The sequence below is a fragment of the Achromobacter sp. K91 genome (assembly GCF_003576205.1).
GTDB lineage: Bacteria > Pseudomonadota > Gammaproteobacteria > Burkholderiales > Burkholderiaceae_B > Achromobacter > Achromobacter aegrifaciens.
The window spans coordinates 193,131-207,366 of sequence record NZ_QWFB01000027.1; the positions used below are offsets into that span (position 1 = coordinate 193,131).

At 66.0% G+C, this 14,236-nt stretch carries 15 protein-coding genes; 6 read left to right on the forward strand and 9 right to left on the reverse strand.

All coding sequences use genetic code 11. The annotated features are described in order from the left end of the window. Nucleotides 1–140: 140 nt before the first annotated feature. The 6 genes from DXK93_RS10385 (at nucleotide 141) to DXK93_RS10410 (ending at nucleotide 4,518) form a co-directional block, all read left to right on the forward strand. Complete coding sequence (locus tag DXK93_RS10385) at nucleotides 141–1,343, forward strand: DUF2863 family protein (protein ID WP_054452990.1); 1,203 nt, start codon at nucleotides 141–143, stop codon at nucleotides 1,341–1,343. 6 nt (nucleotides 1,344–1,349) lie between these two features. Further along, nucleotides 1,350–2,462, forward strand: a complete 1,113-nt coding sequence (gene earP / locus DXK93_RS10390; RefSeq protein ID WP_119450011.1) for an elongation factor P maturation arginine rhamnosyltransferase EarP — start codon at nucleotides 1,350–1,352, stop codon at nucleotides 2,460–2,462. Between the two features lie 144 nt (nucleotides 2,463–2,606). Beyond that, entirely contained in the window at nucleotides 2,607–3,167 is a 561-nt protein-coding gene (gene efp, locus DXK93_RS10395; protein WP_006225610.1) for an elongation factor P, read from the forward strand. A gap of 149 nt (nucleotides 3,168–3,316) precedes the next feature. Further along, nucleotides 3,317–3,619 (forward strand): type II toxin-antitoxin system HigB family toxin, encoded by a 303-nt coding sequence (locus DXK93_RS10400; protein WP_119450012.1) that lies wholly within the window; start codon nucleotides 3,317–3,319, stop codon nucleotides 3,617–3,619. Between the two features lie 2 nt (nucleotides 3,620–3,621). Continuing rightward, nucleotides 3,622–3,993, forward strand: a complete 372-nt coding sequence (locus tag DXK93_RS10405; protein WP_346546232.1) for a type II toxin-antitoxin system HigA family antitoxin — start codon at nucleotides 3,622–3,624, stop codon at nucleotides 3,991–3,993. A 45-nt stretch (nucleotides 3,994–4,038) separates the two neighbouring features. Continuing rightward, complete coding sequence (locus tag DXK93_RS10410; protein ID WP_233564531.1) at nucleotides 4,039–4,518, forward strand: VOC family protein; 480 nt, start codon at nucleotides 4,039–4,041, stop codon at nucleotides 4,516–4,518. Nucleotides 4,519–4,570: 52 nt separating this feature from the next. Here DXK93_RS10410 and DXK93_RS10415 read toward each other — a convergent pair whose 3' ends face one another. The 9 genes from DXK93_RS10415 to DXK93_RS10455 form a co-directional block, all read right to left on the reverse strand. Then, the gene (locus tag DXK93_RS10415; RefSeq protein WP_054452999.1) at nucleotides 4,571–5,032 is read right to left on the reverse strand and encodes a DUF1178 family protein; all 462 of its coding nucleotides are present in this window, start codon (nucleotides 5,030–5,032) and stop codon (nucleotides 4,571–4,573) included. A gap of 140 nt (nucleotides 5,033–5,172) precedes the next feature. After that, nucleotides 5,173–5,877, reverse strand: coding sequence for a DUF2968 domain-containing protein (locus tag DXK93_RS10420; RefSeq protein WP_054453001.1), 705 nt, complete (start codon nucleotides 5,875–5,877; stop codon nucleotides 5,173–5,175). A gap of 117 nt (nucleotides 5,878–5,994) precedes the next feature. Continuing rightward, nucleotides 5,995–7,392 carry a sigma 54-interacting transcriptional regulator gene (locus tag DXK93_RS10425; protein WP_054453672.1) on the reverse strand — a complete coding sequence of 466 codons (1,398 nt, stop codon included), beginning with the start codon at nucleotides 7,390–7,392 and terminating at the stop codon, nucleotides 5,995–5,997. Nucleotides 7,393–7,441: 49 nt separating this feature from the next. Next, on the reverse strand, nucleotides 7,442–9,484 hold the full coding sequence (locus DXK93_RS10430; protein WP_119450014.1) for a pilus assembly protein TadG-related protein: 2,043 nt from the start codon (nucleotides 9,482–9,484) through the stop codon (nucleotides 7,442–7,444). A gap of 102 nt (nucleotides 9,485–9,586) precedes the next feature. Further along, nucleotides 9,587–10,024, reverse strand: a complete 438-nt coding sequence (locus DXK93_RS10435; protein WP_054453004.1) for a DUF3613 domain-containing protein — start codon at nucleotides 10,022–10,024, stop codon at nucleotides 9,587–9,589. Between the two features lie 22 nt (nucleotides 10,025–10,046). Beyond that, entirely contained in the window at nucleotides 10,047–10,916 is an 870-nt protein-coding gene (locus DXK93_RS10440) for a tetratricopeptide repeat protein (protein ID WP_054453006.1), read from the reverse strand. Then, nucleotides 10,916–11,911, reverse strand: coding sequence for a type II secretion system F family protein (locus tag DXK93_RS10445; RefSeq protein ID WP_054453008.1), 996 nt, complete (start codon nucleotides 11,909–11,911; stop codon nucleotides 10,916–10,918). The genes DXK93_RS10440 and DXK93_RS10445 overlap by 1 nt, the downstream gene beginning before the upstream one ends. Nucleotides 11,912–11,924: 13 nt before the next feature. Continuing rightward, entirely contained in the window at nucleotides 11,925–12,848 is a 924-nt protein-coding gene (locus tag DXK93_RS10450; RefSeq protein ID WP_119450015.1) for a type II secretion system F family protein, read from the reverse strand. Then, complete coding sequence (locus DXK93_RS10455; RefSeq protein WP_054453013.1) at nucleotides 12,848–14,209, reverse strand: CpaF family protein; 1,362 nt, start codon at nucleotides 14,207–14,209, stop codon at nucleotides 12,848–12,850. Before DXK93_RS10455 ends, DXK93_RS10450 begins: the two co-directional genes overlap by 1 nt. Nucleotides 14,210–14,236: the final 27 nt, after the last annotated feature.

Consider the following 14,236-nt stretch of genomic DNA (forward strand, 5'->3'; position numbering starts at 1 on the left):
GCTCGGCATTATCTGTTGCTTATTTAGCATCAATCACACCGTCGCGCCGTTGTTGCGCCCCGCCGCCGGAGGTGCGCGCCGCCGTCCGCGCCGGGCGTTAAACTACACAGTTGCACACTTACTGGACGCTCCCCGAAGTTATGGCCCGATCCCGCAGCCAATCCGCTCCCCGCCTCACCCGTGACGCCGCCAAACTGGTCGCGCTTGCCCAGGCGCTCAACCGCTCGGGCAGCCGCCTCGAAGACGTGTTCTGGGAGAACCAGCTTGGCGTAGCGATTCCGAAGCTGCTGAAGGCGGGGCAGGATGCCCCCCTGGAAGCGGCCCTGGACCACCTCGCCCAGAGCGACGTGGGCGCATACGAGATCCTGATCGAACAGGCCGAAACCCTGTCCGAATCGATGAAGATCGAGAAAAATGGCGTCCACTACGACATTTTGCTGGTCGTGGCCCCCATCGTCGCCTGGACCCGCTACGCCATTCCGACCGGCCCGATCGCCGCCGGCGCGCAACAGGCCCTGATGGCGCAATTGCATGGGCATGTCCTGTCCAGCAAGGCCCGCAGCTCGCTGATGCCGGTGCTGGTCAGTGTGGACCAGATGCCGCGCACCTTCTCCGAAACCTGGCAATGGCTGCAGCGCCTGGGCACCCAGGCGCTGGGCGCAGAAACCGCCAAGCCCGCCTTGAACACCGAGACCGAAACGGCCAACATGCTGGCCGATACGCGCTACATCGTGGCGGCCGTCGCGGTGCCCGAAGGCGAGCCGATCTTCCGCTGGCAGGAACAGCTGGGCGAAGCCGACGCCAGCCGCGATGCCTGCCAGGAACAATGGGCGGCGCAGGCCCAGCCGACCCTCGCCAATCTGCTGCCGGGCTGCGGTTTCGAAGCCCTGCTGCCCGACGCCTACTATGTCAGCAACCGTGAAGCCGACCGGCGCGTGCGCCCGCTGTCGCTGCGTGCAGCGGTCAGCTGGCTCGAGGGCGCGGTCAGCCTGGAAGCCTCCCAGTTGCGCGCGGTGGTGGCCGGCTGCGGCGAAAGCCGCATCGACGAGTACCGCATCGGCTTCACCGCGCGCAGCAGCAACGACGTGTACTACGGCTGCGTCTGGCCGCTGTATGGGCGCGAGGAAGACCTGCCGGCTGACGAAGGCCAGCCCGACGTGGTGGACGAGATCGCCGCGCTGCTCAAGGAATACGGCGTCACTGAAGTGCGCCGCATCCCCGGCGTGCTGCCTCCCGAGTACTGTGAAGACTGCGGCGCGCCCTACTTCCCGAATCCGCTGGGCGAACTGGTGCACGCCGAACTGCCCGAGGACGCGGAAGCCTCGCCGGCCAAGTTCCACTAGGCGGCAATGCAAGCGGACATCTTCTGCCGGGTCGTCGACAACTATGGCGACATCGGCGTCTGCTGGCGGCTGGCGCGCCGGTTGGCGCACGGCCGCGGCTGGGATGTGCGCCTGTGGGTCGACGACCTGGCCAGCTTCGCCCGCATCCAGCCCGGGATCGCCACGGATAGCCCGCGCCAGCAACTGGCGGGCATCGACATCGTGCACTGGACCGAATCCCCGGATCCGGCGCTCGCCGCGCGCGATGTGGTGATCGAGGCATTCGCCTGCGATCCCCCCGAGGCATTCCTGGAGAGCATGCGGCGTGAGCATCCGGCCTGGGTCAACCTGGAATACCTGAGCGCCGAGTCCTGGGTGGAAAGCTGCCACGGCCTGCCCTCGCAGCGGCCGGACGGGCTGGTCAAGCACTTTTTCTTTCCCGGCTTCACCAGCGCCACCGGCGGACTGCTGCGCGAGCCGGGCCTGTCGGCGGAGCGCGACGCCCTGCAGACATCGCCGCAAGACCAGGAAGCCTTCCTGCGGTCGCTGGGCGTGCCACAGGACCTGCTGTTGCGCCGCCGCGACGGCGCGCGCACCGTGTCCCTGTTTTGCTATCCGACGGCGCCGGTAACGGCGCTGGCCGAGGCTCTGGCGGCGGATCCGCGGCCCACCCTGCTGCTTGCCCCCGAAGGCGTGGCCCCCGGGCTGGAAGCCGCCTGTGCGGCGCCGGGCGCGCCGGCGGTGGCCCGGCTGCCCTTCGTGGCGCAGCCGGATTTCGACCGTCTGCTGTGGTGCTGCGACCTGAATTTCGTGCGGGGCGAGGATTCCTTCGTCCGCGCCGCCTGGGCCGCGCGCCCGCTCGTCTGGCAGATCTATCCCCAGGACGAAAACGTGCATCTGGAGAAACTGGAAGCGTGGCTGGCGCGCTATCCGGCCCCGGAAACCGCCCAGACGCTGATCCGGGCCTGGAACGAGCCGGAAACGGGCGCAACTGCTGCGGCGCTGTCTGCCGCCCTGGCGCCAGCCGCCTGGGGGGACTGGGCCGCCGCCGCGCGGGCCTGGGACGCAAGCCAGGCCGCGCTACCGGATCTTGCCGAAAATCTGGCTGATTTTTGCGCAGACTTGGCCAAGAAACGTTAGAATAGAGAGTTTTCCGAGCGCCCTGTATTTGTCGGGCCTCAACTATGACGCCTCCCGGGGTGTGCACGAAGCCGCTAGAAGCTATAGCTGCGGCGGCTTTTTGCAAGCACGGCGAGTGCACCCATCACCCCCGGAGTTTTATCGATGAAAACCGCTCAGGAATTGCGAGTCGGCAACGTGGTCATGGTCGGCAAGGATCCCCTCGTGGTCCAGAAAGCCGAATACAACAAGTCGGGCCGTAACGCCGCTGTTGTGAAGCTGAAGTTCAAGAACCTGTTGACCGCCTCGGCCAGCGAATCGGTCTACAAGGCCGACGAAAAGTTCGAAGTCGTCCAACTCGACCGCAAGGAGTGCACCTACTCCTACTTCGGCGACCCGATGTACGTCTTCATGGACGAAGAGTACAACCAGTACGAAATCGAAGCCGAGAGCATGGGCGACGCCCTGAACTACCTAGAAGAAGCGATGCCCGTGGAAGTGGTCTTCTACGACGGCCGCGCCATTTCGGTTGAACTGCCCACGACGCTCGTGCGCGAAATCACCTACACCGAACCCGCCGTGCGTGGCGATACCTCGGGCAAGGTGACCAAGCCCGCCAAGATCAACACCGGCTACGAACTGAACGTGCCGCTGTTCTGCGCCATCGGCGACAAGATCGAAATCGACACCCGCACGAACGAATACCGCAGCCGCGTCAACAACTGATCCGGCAAGCAGGCAAGAAAAAGCCAGACCTTCGGGTCTGGCTTTTTTATTGCCGTCTGCCTGACCAATCTTGCGGCCCTTGCTTGAAGGCATATAGCCGGACCACATGGGACTTGCCCCCAGTCCCAAATTGGGACTAACATTGCGCTATGCGACTCATAGCCTTAAGCACCCTCCGCCAGTTCTGGGAAAGGTACCCAGCGGCAGAACAACTCCTCAAGGCGTGGGTGGACGAGGCCAGCAAGGCGCAATGGAAGCAGCCTGCGGATATCAAGGCTCAGTATCGCCACGCCAGCATCCTGAAGAATCGGCGTGTGGTGTTCAACATCAAAGGCAATGATTTCCGTCTGATTGTGGCAATCGCATTCAACTTGAGCATCGTCTACGTGAAGTTCATCGGCACTCACGCGGAGTACGACAAGATTGACGCCGAAACCGTGGAAATGGAATGAACATGGAAATCCGCCCCGTACATACCGAGGCCGATTACAAGTCGGCGCTCAAGGAAATCTCCCGGTTGATGGAGTCTGATCCTGAACTGGGCACACCTGACGGTGACCGCCTTGACGTGCTGGCCACCTTGGTGCAAGCGTATGAAATGAAGCACTATCCGGTCGATCTGCCAGACCCTGTCGAGGCCATTAAATTCCGGATGGAGCAAGGCGGCCTGACCCCTAAGGATCTGGAGCCTATGATCGGCAAGCGCAACCGTGTATACGAAGTGCTGAACCGCAAGCGCGGTTTGACATTGCCAATGATCTGGCGTTTGCACACCGAGCTCGGCATTCCCGCAGAAAGCCTTATTCGGCCACCGGCTCACGCCTAATAACTGAAACGCGCTCATTCATCGACGACTTCCTGACGAAGCGGAATGCTTGCGCTGACCGCGGCAACACTCTGCCTAAGCTGGAGAACTGCGACTGTGGAAATTCGCCGTGCAAAGCTGGTGCCCGAGTTGCTTGTCGCAGATATCGCGGCAAGTCTGCAATTCTGGGTTGGTCTCTGTGGATTCTCGATCATGTACAGCCGCGAGGAAGACGGCTTCGTATATTTGGACCTCGACGGAGCGCAAGTCATGCTCGTCGAACGGCGCGGCGACAACGGTTGGATCACAGGTCCGTTGAGCATTCCGCTGGGCAGGGGAATCAATTTCGAAATCGATGTGCCCTCTGTGGAGCCCTTTCTTGCCGCGCTTGCTAACGCCAAATGGCCCCTGTTCCGGAATCCGGTAGAGCAGTGGTATCGGGGCAATGACGTTGAAATCGGCGTGCGCGAGTTCCTGGTTCAGGACCCTGATGGTTATCTGCTGCGCTTCTCGGCCAAGATCGGTGAACGCAGGCATACCACCTGACATTCCGTACGCCCGTTTTCCTGTCCGAATCGGCTAGGGGCGGCGCAGCGGGTCACTGCAGGCGCTCGTCGTCCAGGAAATCCGGCACCGCCATGACGTCGATGCCATCCTCAGCCAGCGATTCGCGCTCTTCCGGCGTTGCCGTGCCGCGGATGGGACGGTCGTCGGCATCGCCTTCGTGGATGCGGCGCGCCTCTTCGGCGAAGCGCGGCCCGACGTTTTCGGTGTTGCGCAGCAAGGCGCGCACCTGGCGCATGACGACTGCCTGCAATGCGGCCATTTTTTCCGCGTCGGACGCGTTGGCCGGCAACGCCGGCGGCTGGGCGGCTGGCGCGTGCAGGTGGGCGACGTTCAGGCGCGGCGCGGACAGCCGCTTGGTGATGCTGGCCGAACCGCAAACCGGGCACGTGACCAGGCCACGCGCCTGCTGCGCGTCATAGTCTTCGTGCGAACCGAACCAGCCCTCGAAAATGTGGCTGTGTTCGCACTGGAGGTCGAAAACTTTAAGTGCCATGGCGTCTATATGGGGTGCAACTCCCAGAATACAAGAAAGCGCCCCAGGGCAGGCGCTTAGCCCCTGCGTGCGCAATGCCTATTCACGGCCGGCCAAGACAAAGCGGGCCCGCAGGCCCGCTACTCAGCCTGCCCTGCGGGTTACTTGCCGCGGTTCTGGGCCGCCGGGTTCCCCACTTGCGCCTGCTGCGCCTGCAAGGCGTCGATCTGGCGTTGCAGATCGCGCAATTGCTGGCGCACGTCCTTCTGCTGGTCAGCCAGCGCCGTGGCTTCCTGGCGCGACTGCTCCTGGCGGGCCGCGACCTGCTCTTCCTGCTGCAGGCGCACCGCGCGATCGGCCTGCAGGGTGCTCAGTTCGGCGCTGCGGCTGGCCAGCAGCTTCTCGGCGTGCGCGTATTCAGCCTGCATCTTGATGCGCTTGATGTCCACTTCGGCCAGCTCGGCGGATTGGGCGACGAAGGCGCGGTAGGTGGCTTCGGCCTGCTTGTCCGACTTGCTCTTCACCACGCGCCAGAAATCCTTCTGCTGGAACAAGGCAACGTAATAGGTCAGGTCGTCCGGCTTGAACAGCAGGCTGGCGCCGTAGGTGCCGTTATAGGCAGTACGCAGCTCCGACACCTGGCGGCTTTGGATCAGGCCTTGCAGCTCCGACAGCGTGGATGCCGGACGCGCGGCGGGCGGCGGCGCGGGGGGAGTCACGGGCGTGGAGGCCGCCTGCGTGTCCTCGACCTGTTTAACCGTGGCCCGGGGCGCTTCGGATTGTGCGCTGGCGCAAGCGGCCAGGCCGGACAGGGCCGTGCCCAACAGCGCCATGCGGGCGGCGCCACGGATAAATTGGACGTTCATGCCTTCCCCAAAAAAATCGTTGCGGAACTATAGCAATTTATTTCGGCCGGGACAGACCCGCTTACATGCGCCGGCTCCGCAACTGTCGCCCACTACGGGGCATTACCTATTGCGTGTTCACATCGTCGTCTCGGCGAGACCATCGGCGGGTTCGCCCTGGCCCGTCCCGAGTTGCAGCTTGCGCATTTTTTCCCACAACACCTTGCGGCTGATGCCCAAGGTGTGGGCGGTATCCTGACGGCGCCAGCCGTTGGCGTCCAGCGCCGCCAGCACGCGCTCGCGTTCTGCGCGCTCGGCATCGGTGAAGGCGGCGGGCTCGACCCTCGCGGCGGCCGAGGCTGGAGCAGAGTGCAGCGGCTCGGCCAATTGGTCGAAGATGCGTTCGATGCGCGGCGGGTCCCAGGCCTGGAGCTGCCGCCGCACGATCGCGACGCGCTCGGCCACGTTGGACAGTTCACGCACATTGCCCTCGTAGCGCGTGCGCGAGACGCGCTCCAGCAACCACTGCGGCGGTTCGTCCTCCACGCCCAGGCGTTGCAGCAAGGCGCGGAAGATCGCCGCCTTCTCCTGCGGGCCGCGCTGCTCCAGGTTGGGTATGCGCAGTTCGATCACCGCCAGCCGGTAATACAGGTCCGCGCGGAACTCGTCCTGCCCCACCAGCACGCGCAAATCCTTGTTGGTCGCGGCGACCAGGCGGAAGTCCACCGGCACTTCCACGGTCGAGCCCAGCCGCGTCACCGTGTTCTGCTCCAGGACGCGCAAAAGCTTGACCTGCTGGTACAGTGGCAGGTCGCCGATTTCGTCCAGGAACAGCGTGCCGCCGCTGGCCTGCTCGAAATACCCCTTGTGCGCGCCGATCGCGCCGGTGAACGCGCCCTTGGCATGGCCGAAGAAATGCGCCTCGAACAGGCCTTCCGGAATGGCGCCGCAGTTGACCGCCACGAAGGGCCCGTCGAACCAGGCGGCCTGCTCATGCAGCAGGCGCGCAATGCGTTCCTTGCCCACGCCGGTTTCACCATGGATCAGCACGTTGCTGCGGCAGTCTGCATACATGTCCACTTCCGCCAGCAGGTCCCGCATGGTCGCGGAGACGGCGATCAGCGGCTGCTCGCGCCGGGGCGCGGCGCGATTGAGTTGATTCAGCGTGCCCAGCAGCTCATACAACAGCTTGCGCAGGTCCGCGGTGGTGAAGGTCAGCGGCAGCGTGTAGGAGTATTCCGGCGGGTAGTAGCGCGGGTCGCGTCCGCGCGCTTCCGCGGCGACCCAGATGACCGGCAGGCCTTGGGCCGCCAGCCAGTCGTAGCCGCTGAAGCGCTTGTCGCCCATCACCGACACCGACACCAGGGCCACCGCAGGCCGCGCCAGGTCGCGGGGCGGCGGAAACGCGGTGCCGGCGTCCGCCCGCAGCAGCGACACGTCCATGCCCGCCAGGCAACGCTCGGCGCGGCTGGCAATGTCGGAGGTGCCTTCCCAGACGTACACGTCGAATTCTTCGCGCGCGAAATTCTGGCTCATCGCTTGGACCATGCGGGGATGGAAAGGACAGGGGTCAGAGGCTTCATCATCAATACACCAGGCGGGGTTTGCCGCAATCCACGGAAATCAGCGCTACGTCGGTCTGGCCCACGCTCAGGCCCAGCACATTAAGCAGTTGCTGCAACGCCACGGACAACGAACTCAGCAAGGGATCCAGCAGCACCATGACGACCGACAGCACGCCGCCCACCTGCCCGCTGCCGTTCAAGGCCAGCGCGCCGACGGCGTTGACGCGGCACTGCCGGATCGCGTCCGGCACCAGCGCCAGCGCGCAGGTCACGTCGCTGAGGGGGGCCAACAAGAGCGAGTTCAGGATGCCGCCAACCAGTTGCAGCGTGCCGCCCAACACCCCCGTCAAGCCACCCGTGGTCAGACGCGCCCCGAGCTGGTCCATCGCCGTCTTGGACCACTGCATGTCGTTGACGACCTTGGAGATGGTCTTGCCGGCGTTGTTCTTGTCTCCGCCCACCAACTGCGTCGCCAGCTCTGTGCGTTGCGTTTCGGTCAGCGGGGTGCCGGTCTTGAACAGATCCCCCAGGATGCCCCCGATCAGCGCGTCCGTCAGGTTGGAGGCCAGCTTGGACAGGTCCACGTTGGTGGCATTGACGGTGGCGGTGGCGTTGGGCGATGGCGGCGCAGTGAGCGTCACCGACACGGGCGCCGAGGAACTGAACACCGGCAGCGTGACCCGGGCGGTAAGCGGCAATATGCCCAGTACGTTCAAGACCTGATGCCGTCCTATGGCGCCGAATGCGCTGGGCTCGCAGCGGTTCGTGAGCGACTGGAAATTCGCGGCGCTCGGGTCGGTGGCTGACGCCATGCCGGGGAAGCGGCCCAGACAGACGCTGGCCGCAGCCGACGTCACATCGATCATCGCCTGGTTCTCGGCCAGCGGCGCTTCGCACAGCTTGCGCAGCGTACCTGTGGATTGCGCCACGTCGATGATGATGGGCAGATCCACCTTGGTATTCAGGGTGTTGGCCAGCAAGGGCCCGACCAGCGGGATGTTGCTGGTGTTGACGCGCAGATACACGCGTATGCCGGCGCTGATGGCTTGCGCGCCGACACCGCCCACGCCCACGGCAGGCGGCTCGACGATGCGCACCCGGGCGTCCAGGCCCAGCAGCGGCACGCTCAGCCCCAGATTGATCAGGTTGCTGCCGTTGGCGATGGCCAGTCCGGTTTCCAGGATGTTCAGCGCGTTGACCTGGGCCTGCAAGGCAGCGGTGGGGTCGCCGCCCACCACGTTCAGATTCAGCACGCCGCCATCGCCGAACAGCTTCACAGGAAGGTTTAGCGGCATCAAGTCCAACACCGTGTTGATGGCTTCGCTCAACAATCCGACATCGGCGTTGGCGGTTCTCTGCTTGTCGATGACGCTCAGCGTGGCGCGCAAGAGCTGACCCAGGGTCAGGTTGCTCAGCGCCGTCAATTGCTCGGGCGTGCCCACGCCCGCAGCCACCGACAGCGGCAGGCCCAGCGCCTCCAGCAGGCCGGCCGGCGTAATGCCGACATTGGCCAGGCCGGCGGCGTCCAGCACGTCCAGTTGCGTGGGCGACGCCCCCACCGTGGCCAGCAGCTGCGACAGCAGGCCGCCGCGTTCCAGGCGCAATAGCCGCGACCCCACTGTGAAGGTCGCCACGGGTTGGGTGTTGGTCGCCACCGCCGCCACCGACGCCGTGACGCCGCCCACGCCAGGGATAAGATTGGCCAGTTGCTTGCGCGCCGCTACCCGCACTGCGTTATAGGCCTGCCCGCCCGCCGCGTCGAAGACGTGCATGCCGGAGGGATCGGACCGCGTCGGATCCCACACCTTGCATTCCACCGTGAAATCGGCGGCCGTGAACGCATCCAGGATGTTCGGCACATTGGCCAGGGCGGAAGCGCGGCCAGCGGCGGCGGCCCGGGCGCAATCCGCGCTGGAGCCCAGGCTCAGCACCTGGACGGCCGACAGCGCCGCCAGGTCCGCCGCCTTCTGCATTTCGCGCTTCATGTAGAAGCCGTAGCCAAGCTGCAGCACGCCGAGCAACACCACCCCCACCAGCACCGCGAAGACGACGGCGACGGTCATGCTGCCGCGTTGCCGCGACGGCGAGGAAGGATGTGGACGGCCGGCTGACATGCTCTTGCGACTCCATACCCGCATGCGGCGGGGAATACCAACGCCCGGAACCTATTGGACGTTGGGAATTTCCACATTCCGGTCGAACCACACGGGAATGGGATGCTTGAAGCTCTCCAGATAGCGGTTCCAGGCGGCGGTAGACACCGGCCCCAGCACGGGCAAGGCATTGCCAGCGCGCCGCCCGTCGGCCTGCGCCGCCAGCAGCCCGCGCGTCACGTCGCCAAAGCCTTCTTGCGCCGCAGGCGCGGCGGCGGGCGCCTGCGGCAGCGGAGTCTGCACCTGCTGCACTACGGCCCGCTCCGGCATGGCGGACACAGGTTCCGGCGCCGACACGGCGGCAGGCGCCTGAGCGGACGGCGCGCTGCCCGCGGCGCCCGACATGCTGCCCGTCAACGGCGCATTGGATTGCGCCAGGACGGCCGCGGGCGCCTGCGCCGCAAGCGCGCAGGCCACGATGAACAAGGCGTGCTGGGTCGAATGGGACATGGCAGTCTTCCTCAAAACGGGGTTAGCGCACGATGGGTCCGTTACCCAAGCCGTCCATCAAGGGGCTCATCAACGGCATGACGGCCTGTTCGCCGCTGGACACCCGGGTGGCAGGCGCATAGGAAGCGCCCGCCGCCGGGGCCAGCTGGCCCCGGATCTCGGCGGCCAGGCGCAGCACCTGTCCGCGCGCCTCTTCATTCAGTTGCGCCCGCTCCATCAGGCGCTGCGCCTTGAGCGGATCGCCCTCGACCAGCAGCAACACCGCCAGGTTCGCCAGCACCTTGCCGCTTTCCGGCGTCAGTTCGGCCGCCTGCCCCAGCGGCACGCGCGCGCCCGCCGGATCGCCCGCGCGCAGGCGCGCATAGCCCAGGTCGCCCAGGATGCGCGCGTCCATGGGAGCCAGTTTGGCCGCCCGCGAAAAATAATCGGCCGCCTGGTCGAACTGCCCGCGCGAACCGGCGATCAGACCCAGGCCGTGCCAGCCCTCGGCCGCCTGGTCGGTGGCGGTAAGCGCGCGATAGGCCTGTTCGCTCAGCGCCGCCTGCCCGGTCTGGCGCAGCGCCTCGGCGCGCAGCACGGCCACGCGCGCGTCGTTGCCGTACTTCTGCTGATAGCCGTCGATGTACGCGAGCGACGCGAAATAGCGTTCCTGGCGCTGCGCCTCGACGATCATGGACAGCATCATCTCGGGTTCCTTGGGCCGGCTCTTGCTCTGGGCCTCGTCCTCCTTCTGCCGCAACAGCGCCTGCTCCTGCTGCTGTTGCTGGATCAGTTGCCAGGCGGATTCCGCGTTGTTGGTCTTGCATCCGCTCAACCCCGCGCCCGCCGCCAACACCGTGACGACAAGCACGCAGCGCCATGCGCGCGAGCTGCTTTCCGTTGCGCCGTTCATTACATCCCCCCCATGCGCGACAAACCGCGCAACACCGCGATGAACCCAGCCCCGCCCGTCACGATCAACAGCGCGGGCAATAGCGTCACGATCATGACCCCGGTCATCTTGACCGTGGTCTTGCCCACCTTCTCCTTCAGTTCCAGGCGCCGCTTGTCGCGCAGGCGTTCGCCGAAGCGGTTCAAGGGCTCCTGCACCGCGCCGCCGTGCTGGTCCACCTGCGCGATCAGGCGGCAGATGGCGGACAGGTCGTCGTTGTCGAAGCCCGTGGCCATCCTGGCCAGCGATTGTTCGCGCGTGCGGCCACGCACATAGAGCTCGGACGCCAGCCGCAATTCGAATGACAGCACCGGCAGCACCTGGCCGAACTCCTTGACCAGCACCTGCAGGCTCTGGTCGATCGACAGGCCCACACCCTGCAACAGGCGCAACAGGTCAATCAGCAAGGGCAACTCATCGGCCGCTTGCCTGCGACGGCGCGCCAGGCGCCGCTGCACGATCCATTTGGGCAGCATGTAGCCGACAGCGAAAGCCACGAAGGCCACGACAAAAGCGCCCAGCGGCATATCCGGAAGATGCTTGTGCCAGTCCAGCATGACCGCCGCCACGGGCAGCAGGATCGCCAGGCCAAGCCGGATCAGGACGAAGCGCGAACGCGCGGTGCCGGGGTTGGCATAGCCGGCCATGTCCACCAGCTTGCGGTCCTCGGCGGCCAGCAGCGCATCGGCCAGCCGGCCTTCGCTCAGGCGCTTGCCGAACGTGTCGGCCGCCCGCGCGGCCGCCGCCAGCCTGCCCTGCCCGCCTTCGCTGCGCACGGCCGCCGACGCCCTCGCGCCGTCGCGCGCGGCCAGCGCCTGATCCACCACCTGGCGACTGCGGCCCTGGCTGCGCAGGCGCCGCGCCATGCCCAGGCCCAGCACCACCAGGCCAGCCGCCACCAGCATCAGCGCCATCGCCAGCACGGTGGAAGCGTTCCAGGATTGCAGGATTTGCATGGCGCCCCTCCGGTCAAATGGCCTTGGCCATGCGATAGAGCCAATAGCAGCCGCCGATCTGCAGGCAGACCGCGGTCAGCAGCATCCTGAAGCCTTGCGGGTCCTGCCACAGGCCCATGAACAAGTTGTTGTTGGCGACGATGATGAAGCCCGCGATGCCCACCGGCAGCAAGGCCAGAATCCAGGCCGACAAGCGGACCTCGGCCGAACTGGCGGTCAGTTCATTTCGCGCCTGCGCCACGTCGCGCATGAAGGCCGCCATGCGTTCCAGCACCTGGTCGCTGCGGCCGCCGAAGCGCAGGGCCAACGACACCACCGCCGCCACCATGTACAGCTCCTTCAGCCCATACAGGCGCGACACGTGCGCCAGGGCCGCGTCGAGCTCCTTGGAGCGGCTAAGGCCGGCCGCCGTCTCCACCACTTCGCGCAAAGGTTCGTCGGCAGCGGCGGCGGCCGTCTGGAACGCGGCGCCCATGCTGTTGCCGATGGTGAGCAGGCGCACGATGTTGTCCAGGAACGCGGGCAGCTGCGAGATCATGCGCCGCTGGCGCTTGTCGGCCTTCAGCCACAGCAGGAAGTAGGCGAACACCGCCAGCAGCAGGAGGGTCACCGCGCCGGAAAGCGCCCCCAGGAATGTCCATGCCAGCGCCGCGCCGACCACGACGGGAAGCGCGATGCGCACATACAAGCCGGCGCTTTGCCGCAGGCCGGCCAGGCGCAGCAAGCGGTCCCAACCGGAAAACCCGCTGCGGAACTCACGTGTGTTCTCAGCGAAAGGCGCGTCGGCGGCGGCCTCGTCGCGGCCCCGCTGCAGCTGGCTCTCCAGAAAGGCGGAACTGGCCGCCCGGCGGGCGCGGCGGTCGGCATGGCGCCACAGCAGCACCGCTCCTATGGTCAGCACCACGGCCAGGCTCGCAAGCGCCAGGGCTTCCTGCATCAGCGCCTCCTGCTCCAGAATCCGCCACCCCCGCCATCGCGGTCGTCCGGCGGGTTGTCGCTGGCGCGCGCCTCGTTGCGCAGCTTGGCCAGCTTGGGCGTGTGAGGATGAATGCCCAGCCAGTTCCAGCGATCTTTCTCCTCGCCATCCTGCGTTGCGTAGGATTCGTGGCGATAGAGTTCCTGGGTGGAGATCACGTTGTCGCCCATGCCCGTGATCTCGGTCACCGACAGCACGCGGCGCTTGCCGTTGGACAGGCGGCCGATCTGCACGATGAAGTCCAGCGCGCTGGCGATCTGCCTGCGCAGGCTGTCCTCGCTGCCCTGAAATCCGGCGAAACCGGCCAGCATCTCGATCCGGTACAGGCATTCGCGCGGGGAGTTCGCATGGATGGTCGCCATGGATCCCTCGTGTCCGGTGTTCATGGCCTGCAGCATGTCCATGACCTCGGCGCCGCGCACTTCGCCCACCACCACGCGGTCCGGCCGCATGCGCAGGCTGTTGCGGATCAGCTCGCGGATGCTGACGGCGCCGCTGCCGTCAAAGCCGCCCTGACGCGACTCCAGCCGCACCACGTGGGGATGGTTGAGCGACAGTTCGGCGGTGTCCTCCACCGTCACCACGCGTTCCGTTTCCGGAATGAAGAACGCCAGCGCGTTCAGCAGCGAAGTCTTGCCCGAACTGGTGCCGCCGGACACCAGGATGTTGCAACGGTTCTTCACTGCCTCGTTCAGCAGTCGGTAGATCTCTTCATCGAAGCTGCCCAAGGTCAGCAGGTCCGCCGGCTTGAGCGGGTCCTGGCGGAACTTGCGGATCGACACCATGGGGCCGTCGACCGCCAATGGTTCGATCACCACGTTCAGGCGGCCGCCGTCGGGCAGGCGCGCGTCCACCATGGGGCTGGACTCGTCGAGCCGTCGGCCGATCGGCGCCAGGATGCGGCGCACGATGCGCAGCACATGCTGATTGTCGGTGAAGCGCAGCGTCTCGCGGGCCAGCACGCCGCGGCGCGAGACGAAGACATTGTCATAGCCGTTGATCAGGATGTCCTCCACGGCCGGGTCCGCCAGCAGATCCTCCAGGGGGCCCAGGCCGGCCAGTTCCTTGGTCAGCGCTTCGGCAATGGCGCGCATTTCCCCTTCGTTGATCGGCACTCGGCGCAGGCGTACGAAGCTCGCGACCTCGATGTCCACGAATTCCTGGATCGCCGACCTGGCCCAGCGGCCGAACTCCGCACCCAGCTCCTCGATGCGGGACAGCAGGTGCTCGTACGCCGCCGTCTTCACTTCCTGGTAGCGGTCCGACGCCGAAAAGCCTTTGTCGCCATCGCCGCCGAACTCTATCGTCGCTGTCATGATCATGTCGGATCCCGTAGCCGTCCGTCTGTC

Coding starts and splice junctions, on each gene's coding strand:
- DXK93_RS10435 (WP_054453004.1), bottom strand. CDS start 10,024: ATGTCCCATTCGACCCAGCACGCCTTGTTCATCGTGGCCTGCGCGCTT.
- earP (WP_119450011.1), top strand. CDS start 1,350: ATGCAAGCGGACATCTTCTGCCGGGTCGTCGACAACTATGGCGACATC.
- DXK93_RS10400 (WP_119450012.1), top strand. CDS start 3,317: ATGCGACTCATAGCCTTAAGCACCCTCCGCCAGTTCTGGGAAAGGTAC.
- DXK93_RS10425 (WP_054453672.1), bottom strand. CDS start 7,392: ATGAGCCAGAATTTCGCGCGCGAAGAATTCGACGTGTACGTCTGGGAA.
- efp (WP_006225610.1), top strand. CDS start 2,607: ATGAAAACCGCTCAGGAATTGCGAGTCGGCAACGTGGTCATGGTCGGC.
- DXK93_RS10455 (WP_054453013.1), bottom strand. CDS start 14,209: ATGATCATGACAGCGACGATAGAGTTCGGCGGCGATGGCGACAAAGGC.
- DXK93_RS10450 (WP_119450015.1), bottom strand. CDS start 12,848: ATGCAGGAAGCCCTGGCGCTTGCGAGCCTGGCCGTGGTGCTGACCATA.
- DXK93_RS10410 (WP_233564531.1), top strand. CDS start 4,039: ATGCTTGCGCTGACCGCGGCAACACTCTGCCTAAGCTGGAGAACTGCG.
- DXK93_RS10385 (WP_054452990.1), top strand. CDS start 141: ATGGCCCGATCCCGCAGCCAATCCGCTCCCCGCCTCACCCGTGACGCC.
- DXK93_RS10445 (WP_054453008.1), bottom strand. CDS start 11,911: ATGCAAATCCTGCAATCCTGGAACGCTTCCACCGTGCTGGCGATGGCG.
- DXK93_RS10430 (WP_119450014.1), bottom strand. CDS start 9,484: ATGACCGTCGCCGTCGTCTTCGCGGTGCTGGTGGGGGTGGTGTTGCTC.
- DXK93_RS10405 (WP_346546232.1), top strand. CDS start 3,622: ATGGAAATCCGCCCCGTACATACCGAGGCCGATTACAAGTCGGCGCTC.
- DXK93_RS10420 (WP_054453001.1), bottom strand. CDS start 5,877: ATGAACGTCCAATTTATCCGTGGCGCCGCCCGCATGGCGCTGTTGGGC.
- DXK93_RS10440 (WP_054453006.1), bottom strand. CDS start 10,916: ATGAACGGCGCAACGGAAAGCAGCTCGCGCGCATGGCGCTGCGTGCTT.
- DXK93_RS10415 (WP_054452999.1), bottom strand. CDS start 5,032: ATGGCACTTAAAGTTTTCGACCTCCAGTGCGAACACAGCCACATTTTC.